Source organism: Ralstonia sp. 1138, from assembly GCF_040544795.1.
Lineage (GTDB): Bacteria > Pseudomonadota > Gammaproteobacteria > Burkholderiales > Burkholderiaceae > Ralstonia > Ralstonia flatus.
The window spans coordinates 43,970-64,187 of the sequence record NZ_JBEPKQ010000008.1; the positions used below are offsets into that span (position 1 = coordinate 43,970).

The 20,218-nt window shown below is 65.6% G+C and carries 19 protein-coding genes; 13 read left to right on the top strand and 6 right to left on the bottom strand.

The window, feature by feature from the left end:
* Positions 1–50 precede the first annotated feature (50 nt).
* The 3 genes from ABIC76_RS24635 to ABIC76_RS24645 are packed head-to-tail and all read left to right on the top strand — an operon-like array spanning position 51 to position 3,689.
* A complete protein-coding gene (locus ABIC76_RS24635; RefSeq protein ID WP_354535512.1) occupies positions 51–1,103 on the top strand; it encodes a branched-chain amino acid ABC transporter permease in 1,053 nt (350 codons plus the stop codon).
* A gap of 4 nt (positions 1,104–1,107) precedes the next feature.
* The gene (locus ABIC76_RS24640) at positions 1,108–2,934 is read left to right on the top strand and encodes a branched-chain amino acid ABC transporter ATP-binding protein/permease (protein ID WP_354535513.1); all 1,827 of its coding nucleotides are present in this window, start codon (positions 1,108–1,110) and stop codon (positions 2,932–2,934) included.
* A gap of 11 nt (positions 2,935–2,945) precedes the next feature.
* Complete coding sequence (locus tag ABIC76_RS24645; RefSeq protein WP_206271990.1) at positions 2,946–3,689, top strand: ABC transporter ATP-binding protein; 744 nt, start codon at positions 2,946–2,948, stop codon at positions 3,687–3,689.
* A gap of 18 nt (positions 3,690–3,707) precedes the next feature.
* Here ABIC76_RS24645 and ABIC76_RS24650 read toward each other — a convergent pair whose 3' ends face one another.
* Both ABIC76_RS24650 and ABIC76_RS24655 read right to left on the bottom strand, forming a co-directional pair.
* On the bottom strand, positions 3,708–4,046 hold the full coding sequence (locus ABIC76_RS24650) for a hypothetical protein (RefSeq protein ID WP_354535514.1): 339 nt from the start codon (positions 4,044–4,046) through the stop codon (positions 3,708–3,710).
* A 104-nt stretch (positions 4,047–4,150) separates the two neighbouring features.
* Complete coding sequence (locus ABIC76_RS24655; RefSeq protein ID WP_354535515.1) at positions 4,151–4,660, bottom strand: GNAT family N-acetyltransferase; 510 nt, start codon at positions 4,658–4,660, stop codon at positions 4,151–4,153.
* 164 nt (positions 4,661–4,824) lie between these two features.
* On the opposite strand from ABIC76_RS24655, the gene ABIC76_RS24660 reads away from it, so the two are divergent.
* A complete protein-coding gene (locus ABIC76_RS24660) occupies positions 4,825–5,697 on the top strand; it encodes a D-amino-acid transaminase (protein WP_354535516.1) in 873 nt (290 codons plus the stop codon).
* 66 nt (positions 5,698–5,763) lie between these two features.
* Positions 5,764–6,318 carry a surface-adhesin E family protein gene (locus tag ABIC76_RS24665; RefSeq protein ID WP_354535517.1) on the top strand — a complete coding sequence of 185 codons (555 nt, stop codon included), beginning with the start codon at positions 5,764–5,766 and terminating at the stop codon, positions 6,316–6,318.
* Between the two features lie 42 nt (positions 6,319–6,360).
* Here the strand turns inward: ABIC76_RS24665 and ABIC76_RS24670 are convergent, their stop codons facing one another.
* The 3 genes from ABIC76_RS24670 to ABIC76_RS24680 all read right to left on the bottom strand — a co-directional run bounded on the left by ABIC76_RS24670 (position 6,361) and on the right by ABIC76_RS24680 (position 8,718).
* A complete protein-coding gene (locus tag ABIC76_RS24670; RefSeq protein WP_354535518.1) occupies positions 6,361–6,669 on the bottom strand; it encodes a hypothetical protein in 309 nt (102 codons plus the stop codon).
* Between the two features lie 96 nt (positions 6,670–6,765).
* Complete coding sequence (locus ABIC76_RS24675; RefSeq protein ID WP_354535519.1) at positions 6,766–7,716, bottom strand: alpha/beta fold hydrolase; 951 nt, start codon at positions 7,714–7,716, stop codon at positions 6,766–6,768.
* 81 nt (positions 7,717–7,797) lie between these two features.
* Positions 7,798–8,718, bottom strand: a complete 921-nt coding sequence (locus ABIC76_RS24680; protein WP_354535520.1) for a LysR family transcriptional regulator — start codon at positions 8,716–8,718, stop codon at positions 7,798–7,800.
* A gap of 106 nt (positions 8,719–8,824) precedes the next feature.
* Between ABIC76_RS24680 and ABIC76_RS24685 the strand changes: the two genes are divergently transcribed.
* The 4 genes from ABIC76_RS24685 (at position 8,825) to ABIC76_RS24700 (ending at position 16,565) form a co-directional block, all read left to right on the top strand.
* Positions 8,825–9,076: a DUF2798 domain-containing protein gene (locus ABIC76_RS24685; protein WP_354535521.1), complete on the top strand. Its 252-nt coding sequence runs from the start codon at positions 8,825–8,827 to the stop codon at positions 9,074–9,076.
* A 399-nt stretch (positions 9,077–9,475) separates the two neighbouring features.
* Positions 9,476–10,459, top strand: coding sequence for a hypothetical protein (locus ABIC76_RS24690; protein ID WP_354535522.1), 984 nt, complete (start codon positions 9,476–9,478; stop codon positions 10,457–10,459).
* 79 nt (positions 10,460–10,538) lie between these two features.
* Entirely contained in the window at positions 10,539–11,006 is a 468-nt protein-coding gene (locus tag ABIC76_RS24695) for a GNAT family N-acetyltransferase (RefSeq protein ID WP_102065181.1), read from the top strand.
* A 150-nt stretch (positions 11,007–11,156) separates the two neighbouring features.
* Positions 11,157–16,565 carry a PIG-L family deacetylase gene (locus ABIC76_RS24700; protein WP_354535523.1) on the top strand — a complete coding sequence of 1,803 codons (5,409 nt, stop codon included), beginning with the start codon at positions 11,157–11,159 and terminating at the stop codon, positions 16,563–16,565.
* A gap of 30 nt (positions 16,566–16,595) precedes the next feature.
* Here ABIC76_RS24700 and ABIC76_RS24705 read toward each other — a convergent pair whose 3' ends face one another.
* On the bottom strand, positions 16,596–17,132 hold the full coding sequence (locus ABIC76_RS24705) for a hypothetical protein (RefSeq protein WP_354535524.1): 537 nt from the start codon (positions 17,130–17,132) through the stop codon (positions 16,596–16,598).
* 294 nt (positions 17,133–17,426) lie between these two features.
* Between ABIC76_RS24705 and ABIC76_RS24710 the strand changes: the two genes are divergently transcribed.
* From ABIC76_RS24710 to ABIC76_RS24725, 4 genes are all read left to right on the top strand, one after another.
* Positions 17,427–17,732, top strand: a complete 306-nt coding sequence (locus ABIC76_RS24710) for a recombinase-like helix-turn-helix domain-containing protein (RefSeq protein WP_316874325.1) — start codon at positions 17,427–17,429, stop codon at positions 17,730–17,732.
* A gap of 79 nt (positions 17,733–17,811) precedes the next feature.
* Positions 17,812–18,879: a Rieske 2Fe-2S domain-containing protein gene (locus tag ABIC76_RS24715; RefSeq protein WP_004634822.1), complete on the top strand. Its 1,068-nt coding sequence runs from the start codon at positions 17,812–17,814 to the stop codon at positions 18,877–18,879.
* Positions 18,872–19,645: an SDR family oxidoreductase gene (locus ABIC76_RS24720; protein ID WP_354535525.1), complete on the top strand. Its 774-nt coding sequence runs from the start codon at positions 18,872–18,874 to the stop codon at positions 19,643–19,645. The genes ABIC76_RS24715 and ABIC76_RS24720 overlap by 8 nt, the downstream gene beginning before the upstream one ends.
* Before the next feature lie 32 nt (positions 19,646–19,677).
* A complete protein-coding gene (locus ABIC76_RS24725) occupies positions 19,678–20,214 on the top strand; it encodes a cupin domain-containing protein (RefSeq protein ID WP_102065176.1) in 537 nt (178 codons plus the stop codon).
* Positions 20,215–20,218 lie beyond the last annotated feature (4 nt).

Genomic DNA, 20,218 nt, shown 5'->3' on the forward strand with positions numbered 1-20,218 from the left:
CCCGGTCTGCACCCGGCGCGAACTCCACGACTACAAGAACGAGGAGCTTCATGGACTTGTCGATTGCCGCCATCCTGGCGCAAGACGGCGTGACATCGGGCGCGATCTACGCGCTGCTGGCGCTGGCGCTCGTGCTGGTGTTTTCCGTCACGCGCGTGATCTTCATCCCGCAGGGCGAGTTCGTGGCGTATGGCGCGCTCACGCTGGCGGCCATCCAGGCCAACAAGGCGCCCCTGTCGGCCAGCATGCTGGTTGCGCTGGGCCTGCTGACGTTCCTCGTCGAGATGGGGCGCACGCTGCTGCAACCCGAACTGCGCTTGCACGCACTGCGCACGGGTGCCATCTATGCGGGCAAATACCTGCTCTTTCCGATTGCCGTGTACATCGCCGCCCGCATGCTCGCCCCGATGACACTGCCGATGATTGCGCAGGTCGCGTTGACGCTGCTGATCGTCATTCCCATGGGCCCGATGATCTACCGCCTGGCCTATGAACCGTTGGCCGAAGCCACCACGCTGGTGCTGCTGATCGTTTCGGTGGGCGTGCACTTTGCAATGGTCGGCCTCGGCCTTGTGATGTTCGGCGCGGAAGGCTCGCGCACGGACGCGTTTTCCGATGCGCGCTTTGACCTGGGCGCGCTCAGCGTGTCGGGCCAGAGCCTGTGGGTGGTGGCCGTGTCGGTGCTGATGATCGTGGGGCTGTACTTCTACTTTGGCCGCACGGTGTCGGGCAAGGCGCTGCGCGCGACGGCGGTGAACCGGCTCGGTGCGCGGCTGGTCGGCATCGGCACCACGCAAGCGGGGCGCCTGGCGTTCACGCTGGCGGCGGCGTTGGGCGCCCTGTGCGGCATCCTGATTGCGCCGCTCACCACGGTCTACTACGAGTCCGGTTTCCTGATCGGCCTGAAGGGCTTCGTTGGCGCCATCGTTGGCGGGCTGGTGAGCTATCCGGTGGCGGCGCTGGGCGCGCTGCTGGTGGGGCTGCTGGAGTCGTATTCATCGTTCTGGGCGTCGGCGTTCAAGGAAGTGATCGTGTTCACGCTGATCATTCCGGTGCTGCTGTGGCGATCGCTCACCACCAAGCATGTCGAGGAAGAGGAATAAGCCGATGAACACGCTGACCAAATCTTCCGAAGGCACGGCGCAGCGCGGCTGGCTGTCGCGCAACCGCGTGCTGACCGCGTTGTTCGTCGTTGTGCTGGCGTTGATCCCGATCGTGCCCACGCCCGAGTTCTGGATCACGCTGCTGAACTACATCGGGCTCTATAGCCTCGTGGCGCTGGGGCTGGTGCTGCTCACGGGGGTGGGTGGCCTGACCTCGTTCGGGCAAGCGGCGTTCGTCGGCCTCGGTGCATACAGCACCGCGTATCTGACAACGCAGTACGGTGTCTCGCCGTGGATCGGCCTGCTGGCCGGGCTGGCGATTACGGTGGTCAGCGCATACGTGATCGGCCTGATTACGATGCGCATGTCGGGGCACTACCTGCCGCTGGCGACGATTGCCTGGGGGCTGTCGTTGTTCTTCCTGTTCGGCAACCTCGAATTCCTCGGCAAGTACGACGGGCTGAACGGCATTCCGGTGCTGAACGTGCTCGGTAAATCGCTGCAGACCGGCCGTGAGATGTTCTACCTGATCTGGGCTGTCGTTGTCGTGGCGGTGCTGGCGGTGCAGAACCTGCTGAATTCGCGCCCAGGCCGCGCCATCCGCGCGCTCAAGGGCGGCGGCACGATGGCCGAGGCGATGGGGGTGAACACCGCGTGGATGAAGGTGGTGATCTTCGTGTTTGCGGCGGTGCTGGCGTGCATTTCGGGCTTTCTCTATGCACACCTGCAGCGGGCAGTGAACCCCACGCCGTTCGGCCTGAACTACGGCATCGAATACCTGTTCATGGCGGTGGTCGGCGGCGTGGGCCACGTGTGGGGCGCGGTGCTTGGCGCGGGTTTGCTGACCATCCTGAAAGACAGCCTGCAGAGCGTCCTGCCGAAACTGCTGGGCTCCAACGGCAACTTCGAGATCATCGTGTTCGGCGTGCTGCTGGTGCTGTTGCTGCAGTACGCGCGTGATGGCGTCTGGCCGTTCATCCGCAAGCTGTTTCCATCTGCGCCGACGGCCCACGCACCCGACGACGCGCCGGCACTCAAGCAGCGCGAGAAGCCGCAAGCCGGCGAGCTGATCCTCGACGTGCGCGCCGCGCGCAAGGAGTTTGGCGGCCTGGTTGCCGTGAACGACGTCAGCTTCCAAGTGAAGGCCGGCGAGATCATCGGCCTGATCGGCCCCAATGGCGCGGGTAAGTCGACCACCTTCAACCTTGTGACGGGCGTGCTGCCTGTCACGCGTGGAGAGGTGCTCTACCGTGGCGAGCGCATCAGCGGCAAGCCTTCGCGCGAGATCGTCAAACGCGGTATCGGCCGCACCTTCCAGCATGTGCAATTGCTGGCGGGCATGACGGTGCTGGAAAACGTCGCGCTGGGCGCGCACCTGCGCGGCGATTTTGCAGCGCAGGGCGGCGTGCTCGCCAGCGTGGTGCGCATGAACCAGGCCGAAGAGCAGAAGCTGCTGTTTGAAGCGCGCCGCCAACTCGAGCGCGTGGGGCTGGCCGATTGCATGTACCAGGAGGCAGGCAGCCTCGCGCTGGGTCAGCAACGCATTCTGGAGATTGCTCGCGCGCTCTGTTGCGACCCGGCGCTGCTTTTGCTCGATGAGCCGGCCGCCGGCCTGCGCTACAAGGAAAAGCAGGCGCTGGCTGCGCTGCTCACCAAACTCAAGGCCGAAGGCATGAGCGTGCTGCTGGTCGAGCACGACATGGACTTCGTCATGAACCTCACCGACCGGCTGGTCGTCATGGAATTCGGCACCAAGATTGCCGAAGGGCTGCCGCAGGAAGTGCAGCAGAACCCCGCAGTGCTGGAAGCCTACCTGGGCGGCGTGGAATAAGGAGAACGCGCATGTCAGTCATCCTGGAAGTGAAGGACCTGCACGTCCGCTACGGCAAGGTGGAAGCGTTGCACGGCGCCAACCTGAAGGTCGAGGCGGGCCAGATCGTGACCGTCATCGGCCCGAACGGCGCGGGCAAATCGACCATGCTCGGCGCCGTCATGGGCGCGCTACCGACCAACGGTTCGGCCAGCGGCGTGGTCTCGTATCTCGGCCACAACCTGAGCGGCCTGCCCGTGGAGAAACGCGTGGCACGCGGCATGTGCCTCGTCCCGGAAAAGCGTGAGCTGTTTGCCACCATGAGCGTGGAAGACAACCTCGTGCTTGGCGCGTACCGCCGCAAGCGCGCGGGGGAGCGCAACTACCTCGACCAGATGGAGGTGGTGTACGACTTGTTCCCGCGTCTGAAAGAGCGCCGCGCGCAGGAAGCCGGCACGCTGTCAGGCGGCGAGCGTCAGATGCTGGCCGTGGGCCGCGCGTTGATGGCGAAGCCGCAGTTGCTGATGCTGGATGAGCCCAGCCTCGGCCTCGCGCCGCTCATCGTCAAAGAGATCTTCCACATCATCAGCGACCTGCGCAAAACCGGCGTGGCAACGCTGCTGATCGAACAGAATGCGCGTGCTGCCCTGCAGGTGGCCGATTACGGTTATGTGCTGGAAACGGGCGACATGACGCTCGAAGGCCCGGCGCAGGAATTGGCCGTCAATCCGCGCGTGATCGAAACCTACCTGGGTCTGGCCAAGAAGGCCGCTTGAACGCGGCCCGGTGCAGGATCAATCGTCGTAATCGCGACGATGATGCCGGCGCCATTCACGCTCGCGCCAGCGTTGTTCGCGCCATTGGCGTTCCTGCCATTCGCGGCCCCGACCACCGTCGTAGTAGCCAGGTGCAACGATGACCGGCTGTGGGGCGACATAGGCCGGTGCCGGCGCATAGTAGGCCGGCGGGGGCGGGGCGTACACCGGCGCGGGAGCATAGACCGGCGCGGGCTCGACATAAACGGGTGCGACCGGCACGCCGATTCCAATATCGACATTGACGCGAGCCAGGGCGGCTTGCGACGAGAGCGCTGCAGCGGCTGCCAGCACGTACAGCGCGAAGTTCTTATGCATGTGGGAATTCCTCAGGACGCCGCACTGTAGTGGAACCGGGCGCGCGCGGTCTTACAGAAGCGATACGGATGTTGCAAATTGTAACGGAGTGACGCCCTGGCCGCTCACAGCCACGCGCGCTCCATCAATTCCGCGTCGGTTCCGTAAATGGCGCGCAGCGCGGCCAACGCGGCCCCATCCACGTCGGCGGACCGATAACCCAGGCGCCGCCAGAACACATCCGCGCCTTGCACCGCCACCAGCCGAGAGTGGCGCAGCCCCTGCGCATGGGCGCTGGCGAATGCCATGGCGTAAAGCTGTTCGCCCAAACGCTGGCCGCGGCCGGCAGGTGCGATGGCCATGTCGTGCACGAACCAGAGCACATCGGCGGCATCCGCAACGGGCAGCGGCACGAGCAATTTGGGCGGCGTCCATGCATGCCACGCATGCGAAAGCAGGTAACCGACCACCTCGCCGCCGCGCAAGGCAACCAGGCACAGGGCCGGACTGCGCGCCCAGCGGCTGGCAAGCGCGTCGCCCGGTTCGAGAAAGCCGTCGCCGTAACACGCCTGCTGCACGGCCAGGATGCCCGGCAGGTCGTCTGCAAGGATCGAGCGGATGACGAGTTCGGGCATGGGTGTGCGGTCGGACGAAAACGGCAGAGTTTAACGGAGCGGTTTCGCGGATCATGCCGTTTTCGCATAACGTGGGCACACATCGGTATTCGCGGCATGGCGCACGTATCCTGTAGATTCGTTGGAAGGGCAGTCCCGCCCACACTTGAATCCTCTCTGCCAGCATGTCGCGAATCATCTTCCTGAACGGCCAATACGTGCCGGCCGCCGAAGCCACCGTCTCTGTCATGGACCGTGGCTTTACCTTTGCCGATGGCATCTACGAAGTGACCGCCGTGGCGCGCGGCAAGCTTGTCGACAACGACGCGCACCTCGCCCGCCTGACGCGTTCGCTGTCCGAGATCGGCATCGACAACCCCTACACCGCTGCCGAATGGACGCGTGTGTGCGAAGAGCTGGTGGCGCGCAACGGGCTGGACGAGGGCGTGGTTTACATGCAAGTCACGCGCGGCGTGGCTGAGCGCGATTTCGGCATCCCGGCCGACATCACGCCGACGGCCGTGGCGTTCACCCAGGTCAAATCCATCGTCGGCAGCCCGCTGGCCAAGAAAGGCGCAACCGTGGTGACGGTGCCCGACCTGCGCTGGAAGCGTTGCGACATCAAGAGCGTCGGCTTGCTGCCGCAGGTGATGGCCAAGCAGATCGCCGCGCGCGCCGGCGCGCACGAAGCCTGGATGACCGACGGCGACCGCGTGACCGAAGGCGCGTCGTCGACTGCGTTCATCATCACCGCAGATAGGCGCTTGATTACGCGGCCGCTGTCGAACGCCGTGCTGCCGGGCATCACGCGTGTGTCGATCCTTGCGCTGGCGCGCGAACATGGCCTGACGATGGAGGAGCGCACCTTCACCGTGGCCGAAGCCCAGCAAGCTGCCGAAGCGTTCTATACGAGCGCGTCGACGTTCGTGATGCCGGTGGTGTCCATCGACGGTGTGCAGATCGGTAACGGTCAACCCGGCCCGCTCACGCAGGCCCTGCGTACGCTGTATCTGCGTTTTGCCGGCGTGGAGGTTGCCGAGCCCGTCGACCAGATGTGACGTAGGCGGTTGCGCCAGCGCGGTAGAATCGCCCGCTGAGTTTTTTGCAGCAAGGCGAGACACCCCATGAAAACAGGAGGCTGGCGCTGGCAAAGCGCCATCGCGGCGACCGCTCTGGTTGCCGCGCAGTGGGCAGCGATGCCCGTATCGGCACAAACCATTTCTGCGTCGGCCGCTGTGCCGGCGGGGGGCGCGCAAGCCGTTTCGGGCGATGCGGCACCCGCCCTCGAATCCGCCAGCGCCGATTCCCGGTGGCGCCGCTTCGAGAGCATCAACGGCATCGTTTCGTACATCGACCGGCAATCGGTCAAGCCGCAGCCCGGCGCCGCGGCGGATGCCAATTCGCCCACCGTGCACTTCCGGCTGCTGCGCAACGTGCTGCCCGACTTCACGATCAAGACAGCCGATGGGCAGCCCATCCGCTCGTCGGTCAAACAGGTCGTGCTCGATTGCGCGCGACACAGCTACACGGTGATTGCGCAAACGCTCTATCGCGCGCGCAATGCCACCGGCAAGCCGCTTTACCAGATCCACTACGGCGACGAAGCGCAAAGCCGCTCGCTGCGCGAAGGCAGCGTGTTCGAATGGATCGCCGGCCGCTTCTGCGGGGCGGGCCGCTAACGTCGTGACAAACCTGGGCGGCGTCAATGCCGCCCGGCGTGGTCAGATCGGCGCGGTTTCCCGGCTGTCGCTTCCGTCCTCACTTTCTTCGCGGCCTCGCGCGTAAGGCTGGCGTTCCTGCTCAAGCTCCGGATACCGGCGTGACGCGAAACCCATGGCGGCTTCGTACGAGCCGAACTGGTTGGATTCGGCGGCCACGCCGTCGTTGACCAGGATTGCGTACCACTTCCCGTAGAGCGGGCCGTACACCACGACCTTGCTTTTCATTGTCTTGTCCCTGTTTCTTGTATCGATGGCCGGCAACGCGGTTTGCGCGAAGCGGCGGCTCGAGCTGTCCGGGCGCCAGGTCATGGCGCGCCGTCAGCGTGGTGGCGGACGATGATTACAGTGTGTTACACGCGCGTCAACGTTTGCGTTGGGCGCAATCCTCTAGTGGCTCTAGTGGCGTCAGGCCGATGCCAGCGTGCCGGCCACGCGGGCCTGCTGCAGTTCAGCTGGCTCGTGGCCTGATTCGACGTAGTCGGCAAAGCAGCGGATGCAGTCCGCCACCCAGTCGGGGCGGCGCAGAGGCAGCCAGTGGCCGGCGTCGACCTCGTGGCGCCAGTAATGCGACACCCAGGCCTCCACAGCGCGCGTCACGGCGGGGCTGACGTAGCGATCGCGCGTTGGCACGATGAGCTGCACAGGCGCATGCGGCGCGCGCGCCTGCGGGCGGGCGAGGCGCTCCCGAAAATTTGCGCGGTACATTCGCACGCCGTTGCAGGCATCGCGCACAAGCGTCGGTCGCTGGGTTTCGATGCGGATGCCTTCGGTTTTGCGCAGCCACCACGGCCAGGCGCGCGCGACCCACAGCCGCCACGACCATTCCGGCACCAGCGGCAAGTGGAAATACCCCACATACCAGGATTGCAGCCGCTGCTTCCACACTGCACGTTTGGCGGTCCATGTGCCGGCATCGAGCTGCGCGCGCATCCAGTGGCCGACGTGGTCCAGGCACGGGCCCGAGATCGACGTGTATGACGCGATGCGCCCGTGCAGCCGATCGGTCGTCACCGATTCCCAGCTGTGGATGGAGCCCCAGTCGTGCCCGACCAGATGAAAGCGCTCGCCGGGCAGCAGCGCGTCGGCCACGGCGGCAAGGTCGTCGACAAACTGCGGGATGCGGTAACCGGTGGTGTCTGCGGGCGCATCTGACAGGCCGGCACCGCGCACGTCGAATGTGAGCACGCGGCGGTCGCGCGCCAGGGTATCGCGCACGCCGTGCCAGACGGAACTGTCGTCCGGATAGCCATGCACAAGCACGATGGCGGGGCGCTGCCGCGCAGACGCGTCGGCGGGCAGGGTCATGCGGGCATGCAGGCGAAGGTCGCCGGAGCGCACCACGTGGCTGCTGTGCATCGGGTCTCCAGTGAAATGGGCGCGGGAGTCTCCAGCCTACGGGGTGATCGGCTGATGCGGCAACGCGTGTTTTTACCCGTTTCAAGCAGTGCCTGAGCCACTCGGGGCGGGTTCGGCCTGCAGCAGCGGCGTGGCTGCCGTGAAGGCTGCCAGATGCTCCAGCAACGTCCGCACCTTGCGTGGCAGCTGTTGCTGCGGCCACACCGCGTAGATGGGCCGCTGCGGTGTCCGCCAATCCGGCAGCAGCCGCACCAGCCTGCCTGCCTCCAGCGCCTGGTGGCAGAGCGTGTGCGGACAGTACAGTAGGCCGAGGCCTGTTTCAGCCAGCGTCACGCCCAGTTCGATGTCGTTCAGGTCGCAGCGTCCATGGGGCTGCAGTTCGATGGTTTCCTCGCCATCGGGCGAGGTGAAACGCCATGTCGAGAGCGGCGACGACACCAGCAGCCGGTGCGTTTCCAGGTCATTCGGATGGGTCGGCGCGCCATGCGCGGCCACGTACGCAGGCGACGCCACCAGCACCATCCCGATCACACCAAGCCGCCGCTGCCGTAGCTTCGGGTCGTCTTGCTGGCCGACGCGGATGGCCAAGTCGGCGCCATGCCGCCACACGTCTTCATTTCGGTTGCTGAGCGACAGCTCCAGCCGGATCTCCGGCCACGTCGCCATGAAGCTCGCATAGGCGGGCGCGAGCAGCCCGCGCGACAGGTTCAGCGGCGCGAGCACCCGCAGCGTGCCCTTGACCTGGTTGAGATCGTCGTCGAGCGTGGCCGTGGTTTGCGCAAGGGCGGTCAGCAGCGGGCGGCACTGCTCGTAGTAGAGCTGACCCTCTGGCGTCGGCTTCAGGCTGCGGGCGCTGCGCAGCAGAAGCTGGCAGCCGAGCGAGGCCTCGAGCTTCTGCAGGCGCCGTGTCAGTGTGGCCGGCGGCAGGTTGGCGTGACGCGCCGCGGCCTGCAAGCTGCCGTGGTCCACGATGGAAACAAAAAGGGCCAGATCGTCGAGCATGATTCCAAGTTTGGAATTTAAGTTTCAATAAACGTCTATAGTTTCTTGAAACGCGGTTGTCTAGCATACCGTCAATCACATTTGATGGCTTGCAAGGAGAACCGCCATGTCGACACCCGTTTCCACTGCCACACGTCTGCGTGTCATTTTTGCCTGGCTGATGTCGGGTCTGATGTCGCTGTTGATGACGGGCTGGATCGGCTGGATCAACGCCGGTATCAGCCCCGACTTTCTTGCCCGCTGGGCGCATGCCTTCGTGCTGGCCTGGCCGGCTGCCTTCACCATCGTGCTGATTGCGGCGCCGGTGGTGCAGCGGCTGACGCAGCGCCTTGTGGTGCCCAATCCGGTGCAGCCCTGAAAGAAAACAGCCCACCGGGAGGACGGTGGGCCAAGGTTGACAGCAGGAAAGACCGATGGAAACGGACGCCGGACTGACATCCCGTAGAGTCCGGCGATGCGGCTGGTACAACACCCGACCCTTATCGTCGTGACGCCGATGTGCGTGGAGATCGCACTGCCCGATACCGGGTCGTGACCGGGCCATGGAGCGCACTGTAAAAGGTCGATGCTTTCATCAAACTTTCTTTCCTCGGCGGTGCTTCTGCGGACAATCCCTAGGGTATGAGCGCTGCATGGACGCTCCAATGGCGTGCGCTGCACCTGGCAGCCGACCAGGCGCGCAGGCACGAGTTGGCGTAGTCAACATCGGCGCGCGGTGCCGTTAGGCTGATCCGATTCTTAACGCCAAGGAAACAGCATGACGATGATGATCGACGGCTACGGCCCTGGGTATCACGCGGTGCAAACGCGGCCCAGCATCCAAAATTGCCTGGAGACACTGAAGAAGTTTGTGAATGAAGCCGCCTCGCCAACGGTGAGCGTGCAGGATTTGGTCCTGGCCAGCCGGGCCACCAAAGACAGCAACGCGCAATGGTGGGATCGGGATCGCCTTAATCTGCCGGCTGATCCGAGCGACGCGGATATTGATGCGGCGCGCACGCGCGTGGGCCACGCAATGGTCGACGAGCAGGACGCTACGGTCGCGCTACGTAACCTTGACTCGTATCTGGAGGACGGGGCGCTGGGTGACGTTGGCAAGAGTGGCGTCAAAGCCCTGGTGGATGACGTCACCACGAAGATCGGCGCTACCAGCCGCACGGTACAGAGGGCCAATATTGAGGTGTACTCGGGCGACTCTTCTCGGACGGACTGGGGCCAGTATTTGGAGTACCACCAGAGCGAGGCGGCTGCGGCAGAGAACATTGCCGACCCGGTTAAGCAGGCGTTTGACCGGGGCGGCAACCCCGCTCTGGACGCTGACCGTGCTGCGCAGACGATCGGCATCGTGACGGGGCAGTTCATGGATGCCGCTGCCTCAGCACGGGCGCTGCGCGAGGCTGGCTTACCGGTCAATGCGCCGCAGCGGCAGGCGAATGCGCAACAACTGCAGACAGAGCTGTTGGGCGGCATGAACCGCGTGAGCGACGCCGCACGCGTTCTGGACGCCGCGAACGACACGTCGACGGCATTGCTCAACGGTGACCGCGACTTCTCTTACCTGTACAAGACGAGCGCGCTGGATGCAGCGGATCAGCACACGCGGGCGTTTGTGCAGCAGCACATACCGCCGGGCCTTCACACCGTCTTCGGGTATGGCTCGCCGAATGACGCGGCACGACACAAGGTCCAGGACGAGCTGGTGCAAGACGGGGTCGACCTTTCGGTGCTCCTCCCGCGCTAAGCCATCGATAGGAAAGCCGGCTGCATGCGGAGCAGCCGGCTGGCAGAATGCGGGAGCGTTGCCACCTGCCCAGCTCACCATGACCGTCCCTGCCGACCTCCACATCCGCCCCATCCACCAAGACGACTTTGCCGCCTGGAAACCGCTCTGGGATGGCTACAACGCCTTCTACGGCCGTGCGGGCGAGACGGCCTTGCCCGACATCGTCACGCAGACGACATGGCAGCGGTTCTTCGACGAAGCGGAGCCCGTCTACGCGCTGGTGGCCGAGCGTGGCGGTGAGCTACTCGGCATCGTGCATTTCCTCTACCACCGCAGCACCACGCAAATCGGCATGAGCTGCTATTTGCAGGATCTGTTTACGGCGCAGGCCGCGCGCGGGCAGGGCGTGGGCCGGGCCTTGATCGAAGCGGTGTACCGTCGCGCGCAGGCCGACGGCTTGCCACGTGTCTATTGGCAGACGCACGAAACCAACGCGACCGCCATGCGGTTGTATGACACGTTGGCGGACAAGTCGGGCTTCGTGGTCTATCGCAAATTGTTCTGAGCGGCTACGGCATCCAGTAAGGCCTGAAGTGCGCGTGCGGCACCGGCCCGCGCGCAACTGGCATATGTGCTCGCTGCATTAGCAAAATCCGGAACACCGCATGTGCGGGCGGCACGTAAGGTCGCGGCATCTGAGCTTATGTGCTGCTGTATGCCTGTCACCTTGCCTGCGTTGGTGGACGCGTCCACTGCGTCGTCTTCTCTCGTTTTTTCTTCCGATCAGCAGGCGCGTCTGCGCGACCTCGCCGCGCAGATTCGCGACGCACAGCGCGCGGTGACAGCGGCGCGGCCTGCTCAGCCCATCGACCCCGAGACGACCGACCCCGCACGGCAACTGGCGCAGGCGGCTTACCTGGCTGCGCAGTTTGCCTTGCAGGCGCTGCAGGCCGAGCGCGCGGCATTGATCGCGCAGTCGCGTGGGCAACACGCCGAAGAAGCGGCCGCCCAAGCCGCGCGGCGGCAGGCGCAACGCAATGGGCAACTGGCGAACGACATGGCCGCCGCAGCCCGAGCGCATCTGCAGGCCGATGCCGTGGCCGCGGCACAGCCCGGCAACCATGTTCAGACCGTGATGACGGTGCAGCAGAAGCAGCGTCAGGAGGCTGCAGTGCCCGCGCTGGTGCTTGCACGGGCCCAGGCGGGCGAGGCCGACGCGCGCGTTGCCCAGGACGTGGCGCAGCGCCAGCTTGACGATGCGCGGCAAGTGCTGGATTCGGCCGAGGCCAGTGACCGCGCCGCGCGGCCGCCGGTGCGTAACTTGCCCGACGAGCCCTCGCAGGCCACCTTGGATGCGCGCAGGCAATGGAGCGACGCTCAGGCGGCGGCCCGCAATGCCACACTCGTCCTTAACCACACGCACGACGCCGTGCATGCCGACGCATTGGCAGTGCTTTCTGACGCTGCCAACCGCGGCGACTGGCAAACGTACCACGATGCCGTTGTCGCCGGCCGCGCCAGCGGGGCCATCCCCGACGACGAAGCGCAGAATCTTCAGCAGGCCGGCGACGATGCGCTCGTCAAGGCGCAAGCCGATGTCGCTCCAGAGCAGCGCGTTGCCGACGCACAGTACGCCGATCAACAAGCCCGACGGCAGCAGATTCTGCAGTGCCAGCCCCGCACGCAGACGCTGCCTACCACGGCGGCGCTTGCGCAGGCGCGTCAGGATGCTGTGCCGACGTGGACGGCTGCCTTCCTGGCTGCCGACAATGCCAAGACGCTCACCGGCAAGTTGGCGGGCGACGCGCAGCGACAGGCTGCGCACTCCCAGGCCGCAGCCGACCGGGCGCAGGCGGAGCTGACGCGGCAGACTGCACAGCGCACGCTGCATGGCGCCGAGCAGGACTTGCGCATGGCTCAAGCCACCGGCGCCGATGCGAAGACGCTTGCCGACCTGCGCGCGAAGGTCGACAGTGCCCGGCAAGGCACGCAAGACGCCACCCGCGCGCGTCTGCAAGCCCAGACCGACGAGGCTAGCGCGCATGCACAGGACCTGCTTGCTGCGCTGTCACCAGCCCAGCAGGACGACGCAGGCGCCCGTTTCGAGCTGTTCCGAACGCACGGCCAGGCGTTGGCCCGACCGTATCTCCAGCAGTTTTTCCTGCAGTTTGGCGATCAGGCCATCACGGTATCGTCGGCCGATCAATTGATGAATCTCGCGGGCCTGGCGTTCGGCATCCTGCCCGTGAGCGGTCTGGACGCGCCCACGCCGCAGGCGCTTGTCGAGGCGGCCCGGCAGGGGCGCTGGTTTGCCGGTGCACCGGCCGACGTGCGGGCCCAGCTTCAACGGATCGTTGACCGCGTCTATGGCGATGCCGATCGCACGCGGCCGCTGCAGGTGAACTTTCTGCCGTTTGTCACGGCCATCAAGCCAGGCTCGGAGCTGACGCCCGCCGACAGCGTGATCCAAGACGGCGCGCTGATGCAGTTCACGCGCCCCGATGGCACGACCGGCTGGGTGGATGCCGGCGCCAACCGCACCTACGATTCGCTCGACGACTTCCGCCATGCATGCGACCTGCCCGTCGGCGGCGAGGCCGCATTGATGGTGGCGCCGGACTGCGACGCGCAGGGCGCCAATCGCTTCGATGCCGATGGGCAACTGCGTCTGTTCATGGGCGAGGCGCGCATCGAGAGTGTGTTCGAGGCGGCGAACCGGACGTTCCATCTGGACGCCGTGCTGGCGGGCGGTTTGTTGGCCGCAGGTGTGCTGACCGACGGCATCGTGCCGTTGCTGGCCGGTGCGGCGGGCCTTGTCTACGGCGCCGCGCGCTCGGACCTGCCGCAGATGATCTCGCACGACGAAGACCTCAACCCGCTGACGAGCGGCCACGCGCGGCAGGTGTGGGGCACCGTGCTGGCCGAAGGCCTTGGCGGCGCCGCGACAGTTGCGCTCGGTCGCGCGCTCGTGCTTGGTGCGCGGGCGGCAGCGGAGGGTGCGGAACTGGAGGCGTCGGCCGCATCGGCGCTGAACACGTCGCTTGCCCGTACGACCACCGTGGCCCGGGCGCTCGGCAGGGCCGCAGGCGTGGCCGGCGGCGTCAACCTGGCGGACGGCGTGGCCGAAGCCTTGCCGCATTTCGACGAGATGAGCGAGCACGATCGCGATGATGTGTGGGCGCAGCTCGTTCCGGATGTGGCGGCCATGCTGCTGACGCATGCAGTCGATTACGTGGCGCCGGCGGAGCGCACAACGCCGGCAGCGTGGTTGCATCCGGAGTTTGGGACGACGCGCGTGCCGCGCAGCGGGACCGGCGCCACGGAAATGGGCGTGGCGATGACAGCCGCCGAGTGGCGCGCCGGCGCCACGCCGCGCACCAAGCGCCAGCGTGCGGAGGCGCAGTCAGCCGGTGTCAACAAAATGCTGGTGGTGCTGGCGCACCCCGACGACGACACCATCATGGCCGGCATGCTGCGGCGGGCCATCGCGGCAGGCACGGAGATCCACGTGGTGTACATCACGCGTGGCAACGGCGGGACGATCTTCAGCACGGAGTCCGGCATTCCACTGCCGGTGTATGGCGGCGACGGTGCGGAATTTGCCGAGCCCGGCGCACTCGGCCAACTGCGCGAAGAGGAGCTGCGTGCGTTCTATGCGCGGCTGGGTGGCGGCTCACGCGTGAAGGTGACGGTGCTGCACGGCAACGCCGACATCAACCCATGGCGCAGGCCCGGCGAGCGCGTCCTGCGCTACAGCATCGTTGCCAGATGGAACAGGCCCTTCATCGTCCGCTACCTGGCCGAACGCATGCGCACGGAGCAATACGACCTGGCCGTCGGGCTGCGTATGAACCGCAACGTGCATCCGGCCCACGCCGAAGGCAGCCGCCTGATGCGCCAGGCCGCGCGTGCGTACCAGCGTTCCACAGGCCAGGCACTGCCCTTGATGTGGGCCAACGAGATCGGCTGGTATCCGACCTCCGTGCTGAATCTGCGCGGGCGGACCTGGACGCTGCAGTTGAACGATGCGGAGCGCAGGCTCAAGGCTGATGCCATCGCTGCCTACGCTTCGCAGCCGCCAGCACATACCCACCACTTCGGCAACGAGCGGCCTTACGAGCAATTCACCTTTGCCGCCGGAACACCGGCCCAGGTGCGGATCGGCATTCAACGGTATTTCCTGCGCCGAGCGGCCGATCGCGATGCTGCGCCAGGAACACCCCCCGCCTTCGAAACCGTGACCACGCCGCCTTTGCGATACCGGAAGGACTGGGGCTTCGCGCGCGTGGAAACCGTCGAACCGCCGTTGCCGCTACTCAAGCCGGCGCTGCCCAATCCGTCCGTCGATGCCGATGCCGCCGTGGAGCGCGCCACTGCATTTGCGTTGCGCGGCGAGGGCGTGGACCCCGAGCACATTTCCGACGAGCAGGAAGCGTGGCGCATGTTCTTGAGCAACCTTCAGCCGCGTCCGCTGGAGTGGCAGCCGCTTTGGCGCCGTCTGCTCAATGGCTTCTCGAACGAGCCCGGGCGATTCTGGGCTTCCCGTCAACCGGAGACCGCGGTATTCGTGACAACCTCGCGGCCGCCGCAAACTGTTTTTGGCGAGCAGGGCATCGGCCTGGCGCTGGACACTTCCGATACGCAGGTGTGGTCGTCGATCACGGCGGCGCGCGGCGATGCGGCGCGCCAGATCGCGCAGGCTCCCGGCGGGCGAGGCGTGCGGTTTACGTACCCCGTCGTGATGGGCGCGCGCGATCTGGGCCGCATGCTCAAGGTGGGCTGGCTGCCGCCCGAGTCGCCGCAGGGGGCCATCGTGACGGTAGACGCCAACAGCCGGCGCCATCACGAGAGCATTCCCAACCCGCGCAACACCTACGGACCCAAGCCCGGTGAGCCCTACACGCCGCCGACCGTTTCCGGCGGCATGAAGATCCGTGGTCCGGTGTTCCGCGCGTTGGCGTCGACGGCCACGATCGCGTCCGCCACCTACGCCGGCGTGCGCTACGGCCTACCGACTTTTACGCTGGCGGACTGGAATGCTTTGAGTCTCGGCATGCTGGGCCTGCGGTCGACGCTGGGGATGGTGTCGGATGGCGTGCGCGTGCGCATCGCGCGTCAGGCCGATGCCTCGCCGGCTTCCACATGGCGCCTCATGACCGGCTGGCGCGGCACCTTGCGCGGCGTATCGAAAGCCGACCGCGACCGCTACCGCATGCTCGGCATGTTGCTCAAGGTAAATCCGCACGACAGCGATGCCCTGCGGCAGGTGGACGCCGCGCCCGGGCAGGTTTTGTCGGCCCGCAGCGAGCTTGGCTGGCTGCTTGAGACGATCCGCATGTGGAGCTACGGCCCGAACGATGTTTCCAACCTGTTGCACCTGATGCATCCGGGCTTCTTCGATCCGTCGTTCGCGTCGTTGCAGGCGGCAGGCGAGACGTTTTCGAATCTCGCGACACTGATCTTTTCTGCTGTGCACCCGATGGCCAGCATCAGTGCGCGGCTGGGCCGCACCCTGAGCCTGCGGGCGGATCGGCTGCAGCAGGACCCGACAGTGCGGCCGGCAGGCGCAAGACTGCCCTCGATGTTCGGCGGAACAGAGCATCTGCCCCGGCCGTTGCAATGGCTGGTCGCCCTCGGGCACCGTCCGCTGGTCGTGTATCCGTTCCTGCCGGAGGTCGGCACGCCTACCAGCAAGCCGGTGCCTGTGACGTTGCTACAAGAGTGGTCCAACAAGCTGGCGACGCTCGGCGTCTTGCCCTTTACCGGCGCCGACGCCACCCATCTGCTGTTGGAAGCCGGCAGCAACCATTGGTCATCAGCACTCGTGGAACTCGGAAAGGTCTCGGCAGACTGGTGGTTCTTCCGCGCGTTTCAGCAGATGCATATCGATGCCTACCGCGCCCGGCGTGATCTTGGCCGGGTGGTGCGCCACAACAGCTTGCTGCCGTGGTGGCGCATGCCGGTCGGCGGTGCGGCCAAAGGGCCGAACGTGCCGGCAGCCGACGACTTTCTACTCGACAAGGGCGGGCTTTCGACGTTCCAGCCGGCGCTCGTGCTGGGCGTCGGCATTGGTGCGCGTGCGCTGCTCGGGCTGCTGGCGCCGTGGACGGATGGCAATGGCTAGCGGTCGCGCAGCGCCCGCACTGGAGGTCGCCTAACAATCGTATTTCGGCACGTCGAAATGGCTCCAATCGCTACCGCCCTCGGCGCCATAGCTGATGTGCTCGTCGTTCGGCCCCTTAAGCTCGACGCTGGTCGTGTACGTCGGCGGGTTGCTGCCGATCATTGCCAAGAACTGATGTTCGTCGATGGTCTTGTCGATCTTGACGGAATAGCCGTCGCCGAGGTCCAGGGAGGTTGACGTACCGTGCCCCCAGAGGTCGAGCAGCGAAGTGTGCGAATCGATCTTTAAGTCGTTGGAACGCGTGCCACCTACGACTTTGAGGGCGTCTTCAACACTGCCGATATCCACGTCGGCCAGTGTGGTCTGCTGCCCATCCGGCCCGACCTTGTCGATCTTGATGTGGTGGTCATCCTGGCGGATGACGGCAATCTTCCGGGCGTCGTCCGTTCGTACTTCCATCCTGGCCTGGTTGGCCAGGGTGGGGGCGTTGATCGGCTCGCGGCCGTTGCTGTATTCGATATAGAAGTTGGTCGGCGGCGTTCCGCAGACAGAGATGCTGGCGCTCATGAGGATGACAGGTGCGGGTTGAGGGAGCGTCGATCGTAAGACGACATGGCCCCGACAGAGGCCACGCAGCTTCGTAGGTCCGTTGAGGCACCGCACCGCGGGCGCGGCATCAAGACCGTTGTCCAGCGCGCGATCCGGCGGATGCGCCGTCCGCCGCCAACGCGTTTTTCCGCAAACCATAGGGTAATCCCGCATCTGCGATTTCGAAGACGCGGTCTATAGTTGCACCTGTGTTCCAGATATTAACAGACGTTTCATAGGTAAAACAAGCGAAACGTGATGGAGTCGACAGAAATGCAATCGCAATACAACCCCGACCTCGCTCCGTGGGAGCCCATTTCTCCGAACAACGTCGCTGGCAAGGGCCGTGTCGAACGCCCGGGCCACGTCGCCAATCTGGTGTGGCAAACACGCGCCGCCGAGCCGACGGCCTATGAGAACCAGCTGGCCGATTCGCTGGAAGCGGCATTCCTGGGCGGCGCGCAAACGCCGGCCGACATCGTCGCCGTGCTGAACGAGCGCGGCCCGCGCAATGCGGCCGGTGGCGAGGCCTGGACGGAAGACACCTTCCTGGCCGAGATGCGCCGCCTGGGCGCCTGAGACGAGGCCGGTTCCAACACGATTCGACGCCGCTTTGCCCGCAGAGGCGCACGGCTCAACCCATCAGAAGAGGCAAGCAATGGAAGGCAACAAGGAAGCGCAGAAGGAAGCGCGCATCAACACCGGTCTGCGCAACTACTGGTATCCGGTGGCGGCGTCGTGGAATGTGAAGAACGCACCGGTGGGCATCACCCGCTTGAGCCAGAACATCGTGCTGTGGCGTGACACCGCCGGCCAGGTGCATGCGCTGGAAGACCGCTGCCCGCATCGCGGTGCGCGCCTGTCGATGGGTTGGAACCTGGGCGACCACGTGGCTTGCTGGTACCACGGCGTTGAAGTGAACGGCCAAGGTACGGTGACCAGCGTGCCGGCTGTTGACGCTTGCCCGATGGAAGGCAAGACCTGCGTGCGCAGCTACCCGGTGCAGGAACGCGCCGGCGCCATCTTCCTGTGGTTTGGCGACAAGGCCCCCTCCGAGTTCGACGACGCGGTGGGCACATTGCGCTTGCCTGAAGAGCTGACCAGCGACGAGCACAGCCACTTCCTCTGCTTCGCGCATTGGAACGTCAACTACCGCTATGCCATCGACAACGTCATGGACCCGATGCACGGCGCCTATCTGCACGCCGTGTCGCACTCGATGGCCAGCGGCGAGAAGAAGGCCGTGATGGAAGTGGTTGAAACCGACCACGGGATCATGTTCCAGAAGACCGGCCAGCGCGGCGTGAACTTCGATTGGACCGAGTTTGGCGAGACCGGCACGATGTGGCTGCGCCTGTCGATTCCGTATCAACCGAAGGTCGGCCCGGGCGGGCCGTTCACCATCATCGGCATCGTGACGCCGGTCGATGAGGAGCACTGCATCGTCTACTTCTGGCGCACGCGCCACGTGCAGGGTTGGCAGCGCGACGTGTGGCGCTTCCTGTATCGCAATCGCCTCGAAGGCCTGCACTGGGATGTGCTGGAACAGGACCGCGTCGTGCTGGAGTCGATGGCACCCGAAGCGCGCGAGCACGAGACGCTGTATCAGCACGACATCGGCATCACGCGTATCCGCCGCGTGCTCGCACGCCGCGCCGCCGCTGAACTGGCCGACGCGCCTGTCGCCATGCTCAAGCCGGTTCCCACGGAAGCCCAACATGCCTGAGCGCAATTCAACTGCCGGGCTGCTGGCGGGCCGCAAGGTGCTCGTGACGGGCGCCGCGCGCGGTCTGGGTCTGGCCTTTGCCAAGTCGATCGCCGAAGCGGGTGGCGCCGTTGCGCTGGCCGACATTCTTGGCGAGCGCGTGCAGGAAGCGGCCGCGGCGCTGCGTGCGGCCGGCTTTGACGCCCATGGCTTTGCGCTGGATCTTGGCAATCCGGCTTCGATTCAGGCATGCGCTGCTGCGGCTGTGCAGGCACTGGGTGGGCTCGACGGGCTCGTCAACAACGCGGCCATCACGAACTCGGGCGGGCGCGACGCATCGTCGATCGACATCGAGACCTGGGACCGTGTGATGAACGTCAACGTGCGCGGCACCTGGTTGATGACGACGGCTTGCCTGCCGGCGCTCAAGGCTTCGGGCCGCGGCGCCATCGTCAACCTGTCGTCGGACACCCCGCTGTGGGGCGCGCCGAACCTGCTGGCGTACGTGGCCAGCAAGAGCGCCGTCATCGGCATGACCAAGTCTCTGGCGCGCGAATGTGGCGCAGACGGCATCACCGTCAACGCCATTGCGCCGGGCCTGACGCTGGTGGAGGCCACCGAATACGTGCCGGCGCACCGCCACGCGCTGTACCGCGACCAGCGCGCCATTTCGCGCGACCAGCTGCCCGACGACGTGTGCGGCGCCGTGCTGTTCGCGCTGTCCGATCTTTCCCGATTCGTGACGGGCCAGACGCTGGCCGTCAACGGCGGTTTCGTCATGCAGTAATGCATCCACACACCATTCAGAAGAGGTATTCGATGAGCGATCTCTCCGAACAACAGCAAGTGCAACGCACGTGGGACCGCCCGGAAGGCGCGTCGTTTGAAGACTGGATGAACAGCCGCGTCGCGCGTTTTTCCACCCGCCGCTACGACTGGGACGCCCTCAAGTTCCAGGCCGACTTCGACCCGAAATACCGCCGTGCGCAAATGCGCTACCTCGGCACGGGCGGCACGGGCGTGGCCGCTGACACCAACACGGTGCCGGCGGAGCACTTCACGTTTTCGACGATGGTCATTCCGGCCGGCCACGAAGGCCCGTCGCATCTGCACACCGATGTGGAAGAGGTGTTCTTCATCATTCGCGGCAAGCTCAAGCTGGTGCTGGAGAAGGACGGCGAGCGCTTTGAGACCATCCTGACCGATCGCGATCTCGTCTCGGTGCCGCCCGGCGTGTACCGCGAAGAAATCAATATCGGCGATGAAGATGCGCTGATGTGCGTGATGCTCGGCGCCAAGAAGCCGATCACGCCGACGTATCCGCCCGAGCATCCGCTCGCCAAGATCAAGCGTTGATGCC